The following is a 17,611-nucleotide window of genomic DNA, read 5'->3' on the forward strand; positions in this document are numbered from 1 at the left end:
GTCGGTCCCGTCCCCCTCAGACCACGACGTTGACGAGCTTCGGGGCGCGCACGATCGTCTTGCGCACCTCGCGGCCGTCGATGGCCCGCTGCACGTTCTCCTCCGCCAGCGCGAGCAACGTCAGCTCCTCCTCGGACACGTCGGGCGCGACATCGAGCTTCGCGCGGACCTTGCCCTGCACCTGCACGACGCACGTGACGGTGTCGGCCACCAGCAGGCTCGGATCGGCCTGCGGGAACGGCGCGTGGGCGAGCGAGGCGTCGTGCCCGAGCCGTGACCACAGCTCCTCCGCGACGTGCGGGGCGAACGGCGCGAGCATCAGCACGAGCGGCTCGAGCACCTCACGGCTGGTCACCGAGGACTTCGTGCAGTGGTTGGTCAGCTCGATCAGCTTCGCGATCGCCGTGTTGAACCGCAGACCGTCGAGGTCGCCCGCGACGCCGTCGATCGTGCGGTGCAGGACCTGCAGCGTCGCACGGTCGGGCTCGCCGCCGTCGGCGCGGGTCCCGCCGCTCTCCTCGTCGACGACGAGACGCCACACCCGCTGCAGGAACCGCTGCGCACCGACGACGGCCCGCGTCTCCCACGGCCGGGACTGGTCGAGCGGTCCCATGCTCATCTCGTAGACGCGGAAGGTGTCGGCGCCGTACTCGTCGTACATCTCGTCGGGCGTGACGACGTTCTTCAGGCTCTTGCCCATCTTCCCGTACTCGCGGGTGACCGGGGCGCCCTCGTAGGTGTACGTGGTGCTGCCGTCGTCCGCGACGTGCTCCTCGACCTCGTCGGCCGGCACGTACGTGCCGCGTGCGTCGGTGAAGGCGTACGCCTGGATGTAGCCCTGGTTGACCAGCCGGTGGAAGGGCTCGGCGCTGCTCACGTGGCCGAGGTCGAACAGCACCTTGTGCCAGAAGCGCGCGTACAGCAGGTGCAGCACCGCGTGCTCGACGCCGCCGACGTACAGGTCGACGCCTCCGGTCGTCTTGGCGCCCGTGGGTCCCATCCAGTAGGCCTCGTTGGCCGGGTCGACGAGCGCGTCGGCGTTGTGCGGGTCGAGGTAGCGCAGCTGGTACCAGCTGGACCCGGCCCAGTTCGGCATCGTGTTGGTGTCGCGACGGTAGCGACGCGGGCCGTCGCCGAGGTCGAGCTCGACCTCGAGCCACTCGTGCGCCCGGCCCAGCGGCGGCTCCGGCTCGCTCGTGACGTCGTCGGGCTCGAACGTGCGCGGCGAGTAGTCGGGCACGTCGGGCAGCTCGACGGGCAGCAGGTGCTCGGGCACGGCGTGCGGGTGGCCCTCGTCGTCGAACACGATCGGGAACGGCTCGCCCCAGTAGCGCTGGCGGGAGAACAGCCAGTCGCGCAGGCGGTAGGTGGTGGTGCCCGTGCCGAGCCCCTTCTCCTCCAGCCACGCGATGATGCGGGCCTTCGCCTCGGCGACGGGCAGACCGTCGAGGCTCACCTCCTCGTTCGACGACGCCGTGGCGACGCCCTCGCCCGTCCACGGCAGCTCGTCCCCGCCCGTCACGACGCGCGGCGTGGGCAGGCCGAAGGCGGTGGCGAACGCGAAGTCGCGCTCGTCGTGCGCGGGGACGGCCATGATGGCGCCCGTGCCGTAGCCGACGAGGACGTAGTCGGCGACGAACACCGGCACCTGCTCGCCGTTCACCGGGTTCACCGCGTAGGCGCCCGTGAAGACGCCCGTCTTCTCCTTGCTCTCCTGGCGCTCGACGTCGGTCTTGCGCGCCGCCGCGTGCCGGTACGCCGCGACCGCCTCGGTCGGCGAAGCCGCGCCGCCGGTCCAGCGGTCGTCGGTGCCCTCGGGCCACGTGTCGGTGACGATCGCGTCGACCAGCTCGTGCTCGGGTGCCAGCACCATGTAGGTGGCGCCGAACAGCGTGTCGGGACGGGTCGTGAACACGCGGATCGCCGCGTTCTCGACCGTGGGCACGTCGAACTCGACCTCGGCGCCGTGCGAGCGCCCGATCCAGTTGCGCTGCATGAGCTTGACCGGCTCGGGCCAGTCGACGGTCTCGAGGTCGTCGAGCAGCCGGTCGGCGTACGCGGTGATGCGCATCTGCCACTGGCGCAGGTTGCGCTGGAACACCGGGAAGTTGCCGCGCTCGCTGCGACCCTCCGCGGTGACCTCCTCGTTCGACAGCACCGTGCCGAGCGCCGGGCACCAGTTGACCGGCGACTCGCTGACGTAGGCCAGGCGGTGCGGGTCGATGACGGCCGGGTCGTCGGTGCCCAGCTTCTCGCGCAGCTCGGCGATGGGTCGCGCGCGACCTTCCTCCTCGTCGTACCAGGCGTCGAAGATCTGCAGGAAGATCCACTGCGTCCACCGCACGAAGTCGGGGTCGATGGTCGCGAAGGAGCGGCGCTGGTCGTGGCCGAGACCGAGGCGGCGCAGCTGGCGGCGCATGTTCGCGATGTTCGCGAGGGTGTTGGCGCGCGGGTGCTCGCCGGTCTGGATCGCGTGCAGCTCGGCCGGCAGGCCGAACGCGTCGTAGCCGAGGGTGTGCAGCACGTTCTTGCCGAGCATCCGCTGGTGGCGACCGACCACGTCGGTGCCGATGTAGCCGAGCGGGTGACCGACGTGCAGGCCGGCGCCCGACGGGTACGGGAACATGTCCATGAGGTAGTACGTCGACGCCGGCAGCTCGCCGTCGCCCGCGAGCTCGCCGGTCGGGTTCGGGGCCTCGAACGTGCCCTCGCGCTCCCAGCGCTCCTGCCAGCGTGCCTCGATCTCGGCGGCGAGGGCGGCGGTGTAGCGGTGGGTGTCGGGACGGTCGGTCGGGTCGGCGCGGTCGGCAGTGCTCACCGGACGATGCTACCGACGTGGCGCGGACGGGCCGACGCGTGGCGCACCCGCACGGCTACGCTCGCCCCATGCGCCGTCGTCTCGCTCGCCTCGTCATCCGTCGGATGGGCTACACGATGGTGGGTGAGACACCCTCGCGCGGCATCCTCGTCGGGGCGCCGCACACGTCGAACTGGGACTTCGTGACGATGCTGCTCGTCATGTGGCACGACGGGGCCCACCCGCGTGTGCTCGTGAAGAAGGAGCTGTTCAAGGGGCCGCTCGGATGGCTGCTGCGGGCGCTCGGCGGGGTGCCGCTCGACCGGCGCGACGCCGCCGGCGTCGTCGGCGAGCTGGCGGCGGAGGCGAAGGCCGGCGAGGACTTCCGGCTGGTGATCGCGGCCGAGGGCACCCGCTCGCGCGGGGAGTACTGGAAGTCCGGCTTCCACCGGTTGTCGCGCGAGACGGGACTGCCGATCACGCTGGCGTTCTTCGACCCGCCGACGAGGACCATGGGCTACGGCCCGACGTTCGTCGCCTCCGACGACGTCGCCGCTGACATGGACGTCGTGCGCGCCTTCTACGCCGACAAGCTCGGCATCAAGCCCGACAACGCCACCGTCCCGCGCCTGCGCGAGGAGTAGGCGCCGAGCCGGCCCGTGCGGTGAGGGGGCGTCTCAGCTGCCGTCGGACGTGCCGTCGGCGGGTGACGACGTCGGCTCGGCGGGGACGACGAGCGGGCGCAGGCGCACCCAGGTCAGGAACGCGGCAGACACCACGAGCATGCCGATGCCGGCCCAGAGGTTGATGTTGAGGCCGTCGCCGCGGGCCAGCTCCGCCTCGGTGGCGCGGAACAGGCCCAGGCCGGTGAGGATCAGTCCGTAGACGCCGAGCAGGCCGCCGATGAGGGTGCGGACGTCGAACGCGCCCGCGGTGTGCTTCTCGCTCATGCTGTGCTCCTACCGGAAGATCACGTTGAGGACGACGACGAGGACCAGGCCGATGCCGGCGAGCTTGACCGGCGACTGGTACCAGGGCAGCGTGCCCTCGTCGGGGTCGACGAGGTCCTCCTGGGGCGTCAGGGAGTACACGAGCCCGACGAGCTCCTTCTCGGGCTTCGGGGCGGTCACGAGGGTGACGGCGACGCTCACGAGGATGTCGACGGCGAAGGCGGCACCGGCGGCGACGAACGACGCGCCCTGCCCGGACAGGCCGATGACGCCGATGCTGGCGGGGCCGAGGGCGTCCTCGCTGAGGACGGCCACGAGCACGGCGGCTCCCGTGCCCGCGACCAGGCCGGACCAGCCGGCGGTCGCGGTCATGCGCTTCCAGAACATGCCGAGGATGAAGGTCGCGAACAGCGGGGCGTTGAAGAACCCGAAGAGCGTCTGCAGGTAGTCCATGAGGTTGTCGTAGTTCGACGCGATGAGCGCGGTGCCGATCGCGACGACGGTGGCGCCGACCGTGGCGATGCGTCCGACCCTCAGGTAGTAGCCGTCCTCCCTGTCCTTCACGACGTACTGCTGCCAGAGGTCGTAGCTGAAGACGGTGTTGAACGCGGAGATGTTGGCGGCCATGCCGGCCATGAACGACGCGAGCAGGCCGGCGAGGGCGACGCCGAGCATGCCGTTCGGCAGCAGGTCGCGCATGAGCAGCAGGATGGCGTCGTTGTAGGTGACGCCCTGCGCGTCGCCGCCGGACTTCAGCGCGGCGAGCTCGGGGACGACGATCGCGGCGATGATGCCGGGGATGATCACGACGAACGGGATGAACATCTTCGGGAACGCACCGATGATCGGCGCGCGACGGGCCGCGGACATCGACGACGACGCCATGGCGCGCTGGACCTCGACGAAGTTGGTGGTCCAGTAGCCGAACGACAGGACGAAGCCGAGGCCGAGCACGAGCCCGACGACGGACCAGAAGGGGTTGTCGATGCCGGTCAGGTCGGTGCCCGGCCAGGACGACAGCTGCTCCGGTCCGGGCTGGACCTTGTCGACGACGCCCTGCCACCCGCCGACCTTGTGCAGGGCGATGATGGTGAGCGGCACGAGGGCGGCGACGATGACGAAGAACTGCAGGACCTCGTTGTAGATCGCCGCCGAGAGTCCGCCGAGTGCCGTGTAGCTGAGGACGACGGCGGCGGCCACGACCAGCGACACCCACAGCGGCCAGCCGAGCAGCCGGTTGACGATCGTCGCGAGCAGGAACAGGTTGATGCCGGCGATGAGCAGCTGGGCGACCGAGAAGCTCAGGGCGTTCACCAGGTGCGCGCCGGTGCCGAAGCGTCGGCGCATGAACTCGGGGACGCTGCGCACGCCGGAGCCGTAGTAGAACGGCATCATCACGACGCCGAGGAAGAGCATGGCGGGGACGGCGCCGATCCAGAAGTAGTGGACGGTCGCCATGCCGTACTGCGCACCGTTCGCGCTCATGCCCATGATCTCGACCGCGCCGAGGTTCGCGGCGATGAACGCCAGGCCCGTCACCCACGCCGGCAACGACCGCCCCGACAGGAAGAAGTCGATGCTCGTCGACACCTGGCGCCGCGCCAGGAAGCCGATGCCCAGCACGACCGCGAAGTAGATCGCGACGATCGTGTAGTCGAAGACGTCCGCGTCGAGCCGGAACGACCCGTCCGCGGCCGCGAGCGTCGTGGTCATGGCCTGCATCCTCTTCCCCCAGATGGTTCCCGTGGACAACCGGATGGTCCTCCCGCACCGTACGCCTCCCCCGCCGTCCTCGCGCGCCGGGTGGGGTGGGGGTGGGTCTTACTGCTCGGGTGGGGTGCGGTGGGGTGGCTTCTCTTTCGGGTGGGGGTGCGCTGGCGCGGTCTCATGGTCGGGTGAGGCTGCGCTGGCGCGGCTTCGACTCGTCCTGCGCTCCGAAAGGGCCTCGACCGGGCAGCTGGGCGGGAGCTGGGCTGGGTTCTCGGGCTGTGGCCCGCGGTGGACGCAAGAATCTGCGTTCGTGTGCCGGGACTCGAAGGATTCTGCGTTTGCTACGGGATCCCGTCGTGAACGCAGAAGCGTTCCGATCCCAGCACGCGAATGCAGAATCTTGGGTGCCCTTTGCGTTGGGGAGACGAAGGATTCTTCTTTCTCGTGGACCGTTCCACGAGAAAGAAGAATCCTTCACACGTCTGGCCCCCGCGTCGGTGGATCTGCCACCTGTACAGCGCTCAGAAGGTGGCGGATCCACCGCCGGGCCGCGCAAACGCAGAACCTTGCGTCCACAGCGCGAGCCACACCCCGAGAACCCAGCCCAGCCCGCCCGCCAGCCGCCCGGTCGAGGCCCTTTCGGAGCGCAGGTCGACGAGAAGCGGCGCCAGCGCAGCCCCACCCGAACGAGAAGCCGCGCCAGCGCAGCCCTACCCGAGAGACAAGCCACGCCAGCGCAGCCGCAGGACGACGGAGCAGCAGCCCCTCACCCCAGCGCGCAGTACTCCTCGACCTTGGAGGTGGGGCCGGAGACGATCAGCTCGTCGCCGGTGGTGACGAAGGTGTCGGCCTGGGCGTAGGTGAAGTCCTGGCCGCGGGTCTTCACGCCGACGATGGTGACGCCGTACTTGCGGCGCACGTCGGAGTCGGTGAGGGTGCGGTCGACGGTGCACTCGGGTGCGCGGGTGCGGGCGATGGCGAAGCCGTCGTCGAACTCGATGAAGTCGGTCATGGTGCCGGTGACGAGGTGGGCGACGCGCTTGCCCATCTGCGACTCGGGTCGGATGACGTGGGTGGCGCCGACGCGCTCGAGGATGGCGGCGTGCTTGCCGCTGATCGCCTTGGCCCACACCTCCTTGACGCCGAGGTCGAGCAGGCCGAGGACCGTCAGCACGCTCGCCTCGATGTCGGTGCCGATCCCGACGACGGCCACCTCGAACTGCTCGGCGCCGATCTGGCGCAGCGCCTCCGTGTCGGTCGTGTCGGCGGCGACGACGTGCGTGAAGTCGCTGGCGTAGCGCTGCACGATCTCCGGGCGCTCGTCGACGGCCAGGACGTCGTGCCCCAGGTGCACGAGGGAGCGCGCCACGGCGGTGCCGAAGCGGCCCAGCCCGAGGACGATGACGGGCGCGTTGGGTGCGGTGTCCTTCTTCTTAGCCAATGATCGGTTGCTCCTCGGGAAGGTGGTAGCGCGGTGCACGCCGTCTCAGGACGAACGCCGACGCCGCCGCAATCGTGCCCACTCGGCCGATGAACATCAAGACGGCGAGCACCAGCTTGGCGCTGTCGGGGAGCTGCGGGGTCAGTCCGGTGCTCAGCCCGACCGTGGCGAACGCCGACGTCGTCTCGAACAGCACCTCGTCGAACGGGAAGTCGGTCAGGATCATGATGAGCAGCGTCATCGACGTCACGAGCATCACCGAGAGCAGCGCGATGCTGAGCGCCGTGCGCACCACGGCGGGGCCGACCGACCGGTTGCCGACCGTGACCTCGGGGTCGCCGCGCAGCTCCGCGAGGATGACGAACGCGAGCAGCAGGAACGTGGTCACCTTGATGCCGCCTGCGGTGCTGGCGCTGCCGCCACCGATGAACATGAGGATGGTGCCGATGGCGAGGGTCTCCCCCGACACCGCGCCCCAGTCGAAGCTGTTGAGACCGCCGGACCGCGGCATGATGCCGCCCTCGACGCCGGTCACGAGCTTGTCGTGCACCGACATCGGCCCGAGGGTGTCGGGGTTCGCCCACTCCAGCGCCAGGAAGGTGAGCGCACCGAAGACGAGCAGCCCCAGGGAGCCCCACACCGTCAGCCGGGTGTGGATCGTCCAGCGGTCGGGCGTGCGCCACTCCTTGAACAGCTCGGCCAGCACCGGGAAGCCCATCGCGCCGATGAACACCGCGACGCAGATGGGGATGATGATGAGGCCGTCGCCGGCGTAGCCGACCAGGCTGTCGCTGTTGAGCGAGAACCCGGCGTTGTTGAAGGCCATCACCGAGTCAAACACGCCGTGCCAGAGCGCGGTCGGGAGGTCGTCGAAGTAGGCGAGCCGGTACCGCGTCGTGAGGATGGCCGCGATGACGGCCTGGAACCCGAACATCGTCACGGCCACGCGACGGAACAGGGGCCGTACCTCGCCGATGTTGACGACGTGCATGTCGGCCTGGGCGACGAGCCGCGTCCGCAGGCCGAGGCGGCCACCGATGAACAGCCCCAGCACCGTGGCGAGCGCGACGATGCCGAGGCCGCCGATCTCGACGAGGACGAGGATGATCGCCTGGCCGGTCGGGCTCCAGTAGGTCGAGGTGTCGACGCTGGCCAGCCCGGTGACCGTCACCGCCGACGCGGACGTGAAGAAGGCGTCCACGACGTCGGCCCGACCCTCGGCGCTGCGCGCGACGGGCAGGAGCAGCAGGAAGGTGCCGAGCACGACCAGGGCGAAGAACGTGAGGGGCAGCAGACGCACGGGGTGCGCGATGGCAGCCGGGATCCTCGGTCGGGGCACGGGACGACGGTACCTGCCCCACCCGGCCACCTGGCCCGGATCGGCCGATAGTCTGACGCGGATGTCCGACGTCCCCGCCTCGCCTGCCGCCCGGCTGGCCATCGTCATCGTCACCTACAACAGGTCGACGTACCTGGCCGACCTGCTGCGCAGCGCCACCGCGCTCACCGTGCCGCCGTGGCGCATCGTGGTCGTCGACAACGCCAGCACCGACGACACGCCCGACGTCGTCGCCGAGGCCGCCGGCTGGTTCCCCGAGGGCGTCCTCGTCGACCGCCGCCTCGACACCAACACGGGCGGGTCCGGGGGGTTCTGCGAGGGCACGCGCACGGCGCTCGAGCTGGGCGCGGAGTGGGTGTGGCTCATGGACGACGACGTCGAGATCCTGCCCGAGGCGCTGGAACGGTTCGCGCCGGCGATGGAGCGGTTCCGCGTGATCCACGGCCGGCGCTACGACTTCGACGGCTCGCCGTTCTACTGGCAGGCCAAGTTCAACCAGTTCCTCGGCGTGCCGCTGCCGTACGGCTTCCGGCGCACGTTCGACGACGAGGGCTACGCGATCACGAACTCGGGCACGTTCGAGGGCATGCTGATCCACGCCGACGTCGTGCGCACGATCGGCCTGCCGGACCCCCGGTTCTTCATCACCTGGGACGACGCCGCGTACGCGTGGCTCGCGGCCCAGCACACCGAGGTCGTCTACATGGACGCGTTCGTCCTGCAGCGCAAGCGCGAGCAGCAGCAGGTGAACCTGGGCGTGCGGCACCTCAACGACGGCAGCCCTCTGTTCCGCTTCCACGTCATGCGCAACCGCGCGTACGTGGGCCGCTACTTCGCCGAGCACGGGCAGCTGCACCGGGTCGGCTTCGCCCTCGGCACGCTGCTGACCTTCGCCAAGGAGGTCTTCCGGCTGGTGGTCGTCCAGCACACGCTGCACGGCGTGGGCGACCTCGTGCGGGGGGCGCGGGCGTCGCGTCGCATCTGGCGCGACCGCACCTGGAGGCCGATGGACCCGGCTGAGGTGCCGCCTCCGCCGACCTGACCGTCGGGCAGCGGGTCCCGGCTAGAGGCGCGCGGCCAGCAGCGCGCGGGCGACGACGAGGTCCGTCGCGTCGGTGATCTTGAGGTTCTCCGGGTCCCCCTCGACGACGCCGACGCGCACGTCGGGGACGAGCGCGATCGCCAGCGTGCAGTCGTCGGTGACCTGCACGGTCGGGTCGGCGGACGCCCTGCGGTGCGCCTCGTCCAGCACCCGCACGGTGAACCCCTGCGGCGTCTGGTGGCGACGCAGCGTCGCGCGCGGGAGCGGAGCGGTCGGCAGCCCCGTCGTCGGGTCGACCTGCACGATCGTGTCGGGTGTCGGGACGAGCACGGCGACGACGTCGTGCTCGTCGAGCGTGCGCACCACGTCGGTGACGATGCGGGCGCTCACGAGCGGCCGGGCCGCGTCGTGCACCAGGACCCGGTCGCCGGGGGCGGCCCCGGCGTCGCGGAGGGCCGCGAGACCCGCCCGGGTGCTGTCGTGCCGCTCGCGTCCCCCGTCGACGACCCGCAGACCGGGCCCGACGTGCTCCTCGACGGCGGCGCGCCACGCGACGGGCGCGACCAGGACGACGTCGTCGACCGCGGGGTGGTCGCGCAGCGCGGCCACGCTGCGCTGCAGGACGCTGCGTCCGGCGAGGTCGAGCAGCTGCTTCGGCCGGTCGGCACCGACCCTCAGACCGAGCCCGCCGGCGAGCACGATCGCCCACGTCCGACGCTCTGCCACGCCGGTGAGCGTAGCGCAGCGGTCGGCGTATTAGGCTCGGACGCGCATGCCGCCGCCCGTCGCCCGGCCGCGGACCGTCGATCTCGGAGACCCCTGACCTATGCCCCACCTGCTGCAGCGCGTCCTCTTCCCCCTCGAGCGGGATCCCGACATCCTGCCGCTCTACGCCGACCCCGAGGTCTGGACCGCCGTCCGAGGCAGGCCGCTGCGCGTGAGCGACGACGCGCACGCGAACGACATCCTCGGCCGCGACCGCTTCCGGGTCCGCACGTCGCGCCGGGTGTCCTTCGCCAGCTACTTCAACGCGTTCCCGGCGGCGTACTGGCAGCGCTGGACCGTCGTCGGCTCGGTCCGCCTGACGGTGCGCACCCAGGGCGAGGGCAGCATCATCGTCTACCGCTCGAACGCGCAGGGCGTGCAGCAGCGGGTGGCCACCAACGACCTGAGCGGTCTGACCGAGAGCGTCTTCGACCTGCCGATCCGCAACTTCGGCGACGGCGGCTGGTACTGGTTCGACATCGTCGCCGGCGACGAGCCGGTGGTGATCGAGGGCGGCGACTGGAGCACCGAGGACGAGCCCGTGCGGACCGGCAACACGTCGCTGGGCATCACGACCTTCAACAAGCCCGACTACTGCGTCGCGACGCTGCGCACGCTCGCCGACCAGCCCGAGGTGCTGCGCGAGGTCGACGTCGTCTACGTCGTCGACCAGGGCGACCAGAAGGTCGCCGACCAGCCGGGCTTCCCCGACGTCGCCGCTGCTCTGGGCGACCAGCTGCAGATCGTCGACCAGCCGAACCTCGGCGGGTCGGGCGGCTTCTCCCGGGCGATGCTGGAGACCGTCGACGCCGGTCGCAGCGACTTCCTGCTGCTGCTCGACGACGACGTCCAGGTGGAGCCGGAGAGCATCCGGCGCTCGGTGCAGTTCTCGCGCTTCTGCCGCACCCCCACCATCGTCGGCAGCCACATGTTCGACCTGCTGGACAAGCCGATCCTGCACGCGCTGTCGGAGACGGTCGACACCTACTACTTCATGTGGCGCTCGGCGCTACCCGAGCAGATGCGCCACGACTTCCGGCGCGCCAACCTGCGGCAGACGCCGTGGATGCACCAGCGGCTCGACCCGGACTACAACGGCTGGTGGATGTGCATGATCCCCACCCAGGTGATCCGCGAGATCGGCCTGTCCCTCCCGGTCTTCATCAAGTGGGACGACGCCGAGTACGCCCTGCGCGCCCGCGAGCACGGCTACCGCACCGTCTCCCTGCCGGGCAGCGCCCTGTGGCACGTCTCGTGGGTCGACAAGGACGACTCGCAGGACTGGCAGGCGTACTACCACGCCCGCAACCGCCTCCTCACCGGTCTGCTGCACTCGCCGCACCCGGGCGGCGGCAAGCTGCTGAGCAACTCGGGCCGCATCGACCTCAAGCACCTGCTGACGATGCAGTACTACGCCGCGACGCTGCGGCACCGCGCCATCCGCGACCTGCTGAAGGGTCCGAGCCACCTGCACCCGACCATGGCCGGCACGATGCCCGAGCTGCGCGCGGCCACGCGCGACTTCGTCGAGACGCAGGTCATCAGCGATCCCGAGCAGCTGCCCGACACCTGGGAGGGCAAGCGCGTCTTCCCGCCGAAGTTCGACCGCGAGCCGCGCGGAGCCCGTCTGGCGCTGTTCACGGCGAAGGCGGCGACACGGCACTGGCGCACCGAGGTCCCCCAGGGCAACGTCGAGCGTCCCCAGGTCGAGCTGGCCAAGGGCGACGCCACGTGGTGGCGCGTGCCGGCCTACGACTCGGCCCTGATCTCCAGCGCCGACGGACGTGGACAGTCGCTGTACCGCCGCGACCGGACGACGTTCCGCCGCCTGTGGCGCGAGAGCCGTCGCCTGCACGCCGAGCTGCGCAAGAACTGGGACCGGCTGGCGCGCGAGTACCGCGAGGCGCTGCCCGAGGTCACGTCGGCCGAGGCCTGGAAGGACACCTTCGGCACCAGCCGCGACCGCGGCTGAGCCCAGGCGACCCAGTCGCCCGCAGCGGTCCCGGCCGCCACGGGCGGCGCCTCGTGTCGCGGGTCAGCCCGCCGGCGGCGGGGTGACCGGGCCGGGCACGGTGTCGTGGCGGGCGAGGACCTTGCGGCCGAGGACGGCCGTGCCGAGGAACAGCAGGTCGACCAGGGCCGACCACAGCCGGCTCGCCACGGTGATCGCGAGCGCGAACTCGCCGGGCATGATGAGCGTGAGCAGCACCAGCTGGACGCCGTCGCGCACGCCGATGCCGCTGGGCAGCAGCGGGGTCGCCATGCCGAGCGCGCCGGCGAGCGTGAACGCGCCGACGATGAACCAGAAGTCGTCGGCCGCGTTGATCTGCGGGTACATCGCCTTGGTGAGGAAGAAGTAGCTGCTGCCCGCCAGCACCGTGCCGATGCTGTAGAGCACGAACGAGCGGATCGTGGCGGTCGCGTTCGTGCGGACCTCCGCGAGCGCCGACTCGCGCTTGATCAGCCGGAAGGCGAACCGCGTGGCGCGGTTGAAGACCGGCGGCACGAGGATGAGCAGCATGGCGAGCGCCAGGCCCACCATGAACGCCTTCATCGTGGTGGAGATGACGTCCAGCCGCGGGTCGAGGCCCAGGATCAGCAGGGCGACGAACATGGACGCCACGATCTGCATGCCGGCCTCGAGCAGCGAGGAGACGGCGAGCCGGCTCTTCGCGATGCCCTGCTGGCTGGCCAGGTAGATCTTGCCGCCGATCCACGCGACCGTGCCCGGGATGTAGCGGCCCATCCACGCCTTCGCGTAGATGTCGGCCAGCACCGGGAACCGTGGGAGGCGCGGGGCGCCGAGGTCCCGGAGGATGAGGGCCCAGATCATCACGCCCCAGAACCGGAACGCGAGCGAGACGAGCGAGGCGAGCACGACGAGCCACCACGTGAACGTCAGGTCGCCCAGCACCGACCAGTCGAGGTCGTGCAGGTAGAGCGCGAAGAAGACGACGACCAGGACGATGAACGTCGTGACGAGCGCGAGGCGGACCCTAGAGGACACGGAGCGCCTCGTCGTAGGCCGCGGCGACCGACGCACGCTGGGCCGCGGTCGCCTCCTCCAGGGACGCCCGCACCTCGTCGGACTCCGCCAGCAGCGTGGTCAGCAGACCACCGACCCGCGCGCCGAAGCCGTCCTCGAGCGCGTCCTCGATCGGGAGCGCGTAGCGGCTCATGCCCACCTGGTCGAAGAAGACCCGGCCCTTGTCGACGTAGTACACGTTGATGGACGGTACGCCGGAGCTGATGGCGATGATGTTCGAGTGCAGGCGGAAGCCGACCATGGCGCGGGCCGAGGAGATGACCGAGCGCAGCTCGGCCGGGCCCAGGTCGTCCTGGTCGAGCACGCAGGTCCGGGTCAGGTCGCCGACCGCGGCTGCGAGGTCGTGGCAGAGCGCGGTGTCGGCCTCCCCCATGTGCATCGGCAGGAACAGCAGCCGGGAGCCGGAGGCCTGGGCGACCTCGCGGACGGTGCTGCGCAGCGACGCGAGGTAGGCCTCGTGCCGCTCGTCGCCGACCGTGACGTCGCGGCCGAGCCGCCGCAGGAGCGCCTGGCGGTACTTGAACGGCAGCAGGCCGCTCTGCTTGTAGTGGAACCAGTCGCGCGGGCCGATGCAGACGACGTCGTCGAAGAAGTCGTCGGCGAGACCGTAGGTGGCGACGAGCGAGGCGCGCAGCTCCTCCGACATCGGCTCGGGCCGCGGCAGCACGGCCGGGTCGGACGCCGCGAGCACCCGGTCGGCGTCGACGCCCCAGCCGAGCAACTTGTCGCGCGACTCGTCGTCGCGGACGATGAAGCGGCGGCAGCGGCCGACGACGAGGGCGATCAGCCGCCGGCTCGACGCGGACCGCGTGGGGCCGATGCCCTGGAACGCGCCCACGACCTTGCGGTTGACGAGCGAGAGCAGCGTCATCTTGACCACCCAGTACCAGAGGGCGGCCTTGTTCGTGTAGTCCTTGAGGATCTCCCCGCCGCCCCACAGCACGACGTCGTGACGCCGGGCCTCGCGCAGCAGCCGCAGCCACGCGAGCGGCGACAGCGACTGGAAGTCCATGTCGAGGACGTCGATGTCGTACCAGCGTCCATCGCGCTCGGGGTACTGCGAGATGCCGGTGATGCGGGCCTCGGGGTCGCGCGAGCGCACCAGGGCCACGATGCCCTCGGCGATCGCCCGGTCGCCCCGGTTGGCAGCGAGGTCGCTGTTCATCAGCAGGATGCGGCGAGCCACGGTCACACTCCTTCGTCCGCGAACAGGAAGTCGAGATGGGCACGGGCCACGGTGGGCCAGTGGAACTGTCGGGCGGTCCGCATCGCCTCGTGTCCCATGCGTGCGCGTCGGGCGTCGTCCAGGTCGACGGCGGCGGCCAGCGCCCCGGCGAGGGCGGCGCTGTCGCGCTCGCCGACCAGGTAGCCGTTCTGCCCGTCGACGAGGAAGTCGTCGGCACCGCTCTCGGCGGTGGCGATGCACACCTGACCGACGGCGAGACCCTCCATGAGCGCCACGGGCAGGCCCTCCGCGTCGCCGCTGTCGGTGATGATCGAGGGGACCACGTAGGTGCCGTGGTCCGCGAACAGGGCTGCCTTGTCGGCGCCCGTGAGGTAGCCGGTGAACCGGACGGCGTCGGCGCCGAGGCCGAGCTCGGCGGCCCGCTGCTCGAGGTCGCCGCGCAGCGGCCCGTCGCCGGTGACGGTGAGCGTGACCTGCGGCCGGGTGCGACGCACCTCGGCGAGCGCCTCGAGCAGGTAGGCGACGCCCTTCTTCTCGGCCAGCCGGCCGACGAAGAGCACGCGCTCGCCCGGGCCGACGGACGGCTCCTCGGCGTCGGGCAGCTCGACCCCCATCGGGATGATGCGGGTGCGCGGCTCGAGCGCCGCCCAGGCGTCGTCGTCGAAGAAGGCCCGGAGCTTGTCCATGGAGCGTCGGCTCACCGCCGTGATGCGCCGGGCACGCACGGCGTGGGAGCGGACCACGCGGGGCCCGAGCCACGGGATCTTCCACCAGACGCTGACGTCGGAGGCGTGGGTGGTGAACACGAACGGCGTGCCGGTCAGCCGCCCGACCCAGCGGGCGACGACGGCCTGCGGGGTGAACCAGTGGGCGTAGACGACGTCGGGGCGCTCGCGGCGCACCAACGACCACAGGGCGAGGAACTCGCCGACGAAGAGGGTGAGGACGGTGGGCAGGAGCCACGGCTTGGCCTGCAGCGTGGGCATGATGCCCCGGCCGGCGAGCTGCTCCGCACCGCGCGGCCACGCGTAGTGGAAGCGGTGCTCGTCGTAGTCGGCGTGCCGGGTCGACGTCCGCGTGCCCGACCGGCGGTCGTGCGGCGCCAGCACCGTGACCCGCAGCGACGGGTCCTCCGCCCGGAGGGCGAGCACCTGGTCGCGGACGAAGGCGGGCACGGGGTCGGCGTCGTGCGCCGGGAAGGTGGAGGCGACCACGAGGAGGTGCACGATGCTTCGTCCCCGTCCCCGGGCGTGCTGCGGCACGCCCGTCTCGTCTCGCTGTCACTCCCGCTGAACGGGCGGTCTGCTGGCTGTCCGACCGACGATCGGAGCCACCCCACCCTAGCAGCGCGGCCCCACGGGCCCGGGGACGCCGAAGGGCTCGCCGCGCCCCCGCAGGACCGCCGGATAGCATCGTCGATGATCTTCACGACCTGACGAGGGAGCCTCCTTGCGCGAGACCACGCCGCAGCAGCAGAGCGGACGCGGCAGCGTCGACCGCGAGCTGATCGACCCCGCCGGCGCCACGCCCGCCCACGCCCGCTTCTGGTGGGTCGTCTCGGTGGGCCTGCTCGTCGGCCTGGTCCTGCTGAACCTCTACGTGGCCCTGTCGGCCGCCGCGCCCCGCACCCCCTACGACGAGATCGGCGTGCTGCAGGCCTCGCGGCTGCTGTCCGGGGAGGGGACGGTGACGAAGACCCTGTCGCTCGGCTACTACCCGGGCGCGGGCCTCTTCCTCGCCCCGATCTGGTGGTTCACGCAGGACGGCGCCACGGTGTACGCCGCGGCGATCCACGTCAACATCCTGGTCGGGCTGCTCACCGTCGTCCCGCTGGCCTTCCTCGGCCGTCGACTCGGCCTCACGACGCCGCAGGCCGTCGCCGCCGCCAGCGTCGTGATGCTGCTGCCCGCGCGTACCGCCGTCTCCGACTACGTCCTCGCCGAGCAGTCGCTCGCGCTGTTCGCGGCGTGGGCCATGGTGGCGGCCTACCGGCTGTGGGACCGACCGACGGTCCCCAACGTCGGCTGGTTCGTCCTCGCGACGCTGCTCGCCTACTTCACGCACGCGCGGGCCCTCGTGCTCGTGCTCGTCGCCGGCATCTGGCTGCTGCTGCTCCTGCGTCGCCGCTGGCAGACCGCGCTGGTCGGCCTGGTGCTCCTCGGCGTCGGCCAGCGCCTGGTCGCCTGGCTCGCGGGTCTCGTGGTCAGCGAGGTCACGGTCGACGGCTTCGGCCAGGGCACGTCGCTGCTCGGCAAGCTGACGTCGCTCGGCGGCATCTTCGCCCGCGTCAGCCTGGTCCAGACGTGGGCCCAGCTGTGCGCGACGCTCGGCCTGGTCGTCATCGGCGGGCTCGTCCTCACACGGCACACCTGGTCGGACCTGCGGGTGCGCCGCGCGGTCGGGCCCGACGGCTTCGTGTGGGGCCTCGGCGTGGCCGCCGCGCTGCTGTCGTTCGTGGCGTGGTCGTCGACCACGTCGCACGTCTACCCCGACGGCCCGCGGTTCGACTCGTGGACGTACACGCGCTACATCGACCCGTTCATCACCGGTGTCGTCCTGGTGGGGCTGGCTGCCGTGATCCGGCGCCTGGACCGCCGCACGGCCGCCGTGGGCCTCGGCCTCGCGCTCGTCGTCGTGGCGGGCACCGTCACGTGGGCGATCCGCATCGTCCCGACGTGGGGCTCGAACTACGGGCCGGCCAACAACGCGGGCATCTACCCGCTCCTGCGGTTCCGCGACCTCGAGCCGTTCCGGCTGCCGCTGTTCCCGAGCTTCACGAACGACAACCAAATCTGGGCGTGGGGATCCCTGCTGGTCGTGGTCTCGCTCGTCGTGATCCTGCTGCTGGCGTCACGGCCCCGCGTGCTCTTCGTCGTGCTCGCCGTCGGCGCCGTGGCGCTGTCCTGGTACGGCAACCCGTACCAGACGCGTGACGCGCCCTACCGGATCGAGCAGGCCCTCGAGAAGATCGACACCGTCGACGGCGGCGACACGCCCGTCTCGATGCTGATCGACTGCCCGGTCTCGAGCCAGCGCAACGTCGCCACCAACTGGGTCGGCTTCTGGTTCGCCGACCGCGACGTCGAGCTGGTCGACGACACCGACGAGCTCACCGGCGACGAGCCGGCCGTCGTGGCCTGCAACGACTGGACGAACCCCACCGACGCACCACGGATCGCGGGCTCGGACAACTACGGCTACTCGCTGTTCGTCCTCGACCCGACGGTCAGGGAGCGCCTGCGCGACCGTGGGGTCGAGCTCACCGCGCAGCCCTAGCCTCCGACCCGCGCCGCCCCCGACGACGACGCCCTCGTCGCGACCGTGGTCGCGACGAG

13 protein-coding genes are annotated in these 17,611 nt (G+C 71.1%); 4 read left to right on the forward strand and 9 right to left on the reverse strand.

The genetic code is table 11. From position 1 onward, the window contains the following. Nucleotides 1–16: 16 nt before the first annotated feature. On the reverse strand, nt 17–2,818 hold the full coding sequence (gene leuS, locus AC3WRM_RS15950; RefSeq protein WP_492249485.1) for a leucine--tRNA ligase: 2,802 nt from the start codon (nt 2,816–2,818) through the stop codon (nt 17–19). Between the two features lie 68 nt (nt 2,819–2,886). Here leuS and AC3WRM_RS15955 point away from each other — a divergent pair, with 68 nt between their 5' ends. Then, entirely contained in the window at nt 2,887–3,441 is a 555-nt protein-coding gene (locus AC3WRM_RS15955; RefSeq protein ID WP_492249486.1) for a 1-acyl-sn-glycerol-3-phosphate acyltransferase, read from the forward strand. 33 nt (nt 3,442–3,474) lie between these two features. Here the strand turns inward: AC3WRM_RS15955 and AC3WRM_RS15960 are convergent, their stop codons facing one another. The 4 genes from AC3WRM_RS15960 to AC3WRM_RS15975 all read right to left on the reverse strand — a co-directional run bounded on the left by AC3WRM_RS15960 (nt 3,475) and on the right by AC3WRM_RS15975 (nt 8,237). Then, nucleotides 3,475–3,747: a hypothetical protein gene (locus AC3WRM_RS15960; RefSeq protein WP_492249487.1), complete on the reverse strand. Its 273-nt coding sequence runs from the start codon at nt 3,745–3,747 to the stop codon at nt 3,475–3,477. Nucleotides 3,748–3,756: 9 nt separating this feature from the next. Continuing rightward, a complete protein-coding gene (locus AC3WRM_RS15965; RefSeq protein WP_492249488.1) occupies nt 3,757–5,460 on the reverse strand; it encodes a sodium:solute symporter family protein in 1,704 nt (567 codons plus the stop codon). A 763-nt stretch (nt 5,461–6,223) separates the two neighbouring features. Continuing rightward, the gene (locus tag AC3WRM_RS15970) at nt 6,224–6,898 is read right to left on the reverse strand and encodes a potassium channel family protein (protein WP_067858832.1); all 675 of its coding nucleotides are present in this window, start codon (nt 6,896–6,898) and stop codon (nt 6,224–6,226) included. Continuing rightward, nucleotides 6,891–8,237 carry a TrkH family potassium uptake protein gene (locus AC3WRM_RS15975; RefSeq protein ID WP_492249489.1) on the reverse strand — a complete coding sequence of 449 codons (1,347 nt, stop codon included), beginning with the start codon at nt 8,235–8,237 and terminating at the stop codon, nt 6,891–6,893. Before AC3WRM_RS15975 ends, AC3WRM_RS15970 begins: the two co-directional genes overlap by 8 nt. Nucleotides 8,238–8,298: 61 nt before the next feature. Here AC3WRM_RS15975 and AC3WRM_RS15980 point away from each other — a divergent pair, with 61 nt between their 5' ends. Next, nucleotides 8,299–9,279 (forward strand): glycosyltransferase, encoded by a 981-nt coding sequence (locus AC3WRM_RS15980; RefSeq protein WP_492249490.1) that lies wholly within the window; start codon nt 8,299–8,301, stop codon nt 9,277–9,279. A 21-nt stretch (nt 9,280–9,300) separates the two neighbouring features. Here the strand turns inward: AC3WRM_RS15980 and AC3WRM_RS15985 are convergent, their stop codons facing one another. Beyond that, complete coding sequence (locus AC3WRM_RS15985) at nt 9,301–10,005, reverse strand: IspD/TarI family cytidylyltransferase (RefSeq protein WP_492249491.1); 705 nt, start codon at nt 10,003–10,005, stop codon at nt 9,301–9,303. Nucleotides 10,006–10,105: 100 nt separating this feature from the next. Here AC3WRM_RS15985 and AC3WRM_RS15990 point away from each other — a divergent pair, with 100 nt between their 5' ends. Continuing rightward, entirely contained in the window at nt 10,106–12,016 is a 1,911-nt protein-coding gene (locus tag AC3WRM_RS15990; RefSeq protein ID WP_492249492.1) for a glycosyltransferase, read from the forward strand. A 63-nt stretch (nt 12,017–12,079) separates the two neighbouring features. Here AC3WRM_RS15990 and AC3WRM_RS15995 read toward each other — a convergent pair whose 3' ends face one another. Genes AC3WRM_RS15995 through AC3WRM_RS16005 form a run of 3 tightly spaced genes read right to left on the reverse strand, consistent with a single transcriptional unit; the run spans nt 12,080 to nt 15,502 of the window. Beyond that, nucleotides 12,080–13,051 (reverse strand): lysylphosphatidylglycerol synthase domain-containing protein, encoded by a 972-nt coding sequence (locus AC3WRM_RS15995; RefSeq protein ID WP_492249493.1) that lies wholly within the window; start codon nt 13,049–13,051, stop codon nt 12,080–12,082. Continuing rightward, nucleotides 13,041–14,276: a polysaccharide pyruvyl transferase family protein gene (locus tag AC3WRM_RS16000; RefSeq protein WP_492249494.1), complete on the reverse strand. Its 1,236-nt coding sequence runs from the start codon at nt 14,274–14,276 to the stop codon at nt 13,041–13,043. The genes AC3WRM_RS15995 and AC3WRM_RS16000 overlap by 11 nt, the downstream gene beginning before the upstream one ends. Nucleotides 14,277–14,278: 2 nt before the next feature. Continuing rightward, on the reverse strand, nt 14,279–15,502 hold the full coding sequence (locus AC3WRM_RS16005; protein WP_492249495.1) for a glycosyltransferase: 1,224 nt from the start codon (nt 15,500–15,502) through the stop codon (nt 14,279–14,281). A 223-nt stretch (nt 15,503–15,725) separates the two neighbouring features. On the opposite strand from AC3WRM_RS16005, the gene AC3WRM_RS16010 reads away from it, so the two are divergent. Then, nucleotides 15,726–17,552: a hypothetical protein gene (locus tag AC3WRM_RS16010; RefSeq protein WP_492249496.1), complete on the forward strand. Its 1,827-nt coding sequence runs from the start codon at nt 15,726–15,728 to the stop codon at nt 17,550–17,552. The last annotated feature ends 59 nt before the right edge of the window (nt 17,553–17,611 follow it).

This window comes from Aeromicrobium sp. EU05-FHT14F07, from assembly GCF_058790455.1.

Coding starts and splice junctions, on each gene's coding strand:
- AC3WRM_RS15980 (WP_492249490.1), top strand. CDS start 8,299: ATGTCCGACGTCCCCGCCTCGCCTGCCGCCCGGCTGGCCATCGTCATC.
- AC3WRM_RS15965 (WP_492249488.1), bottom strand. CDS start 5,460: ATGACCACGACGCTCGCGGCCGCGGACGGGTCGTTCCGGCTCGACGCG.
- AC3WRM_RS15960 (WP_492249487.1), bottom strand. CDS start 3,747: ATGAGCGAGAAGCACACCGCGGGCGCGTTCGACGTCCGCACCCTCATC.
- AC3WRM_RS15990 (WP_492249492.1), top strand. CDS start 10,106: ATGCCCCACCTGCTGCAGCGCGTCCTCTTCCCCCTCGAGCGGGATCCC.
- AC3WRM_RS15955 (WP_492249486.1), top strand. CDS start 2,887: ATGCGCCGTCGTCTCGCTCGCCTCGTCATCCGTCGGATGGGCTACACG.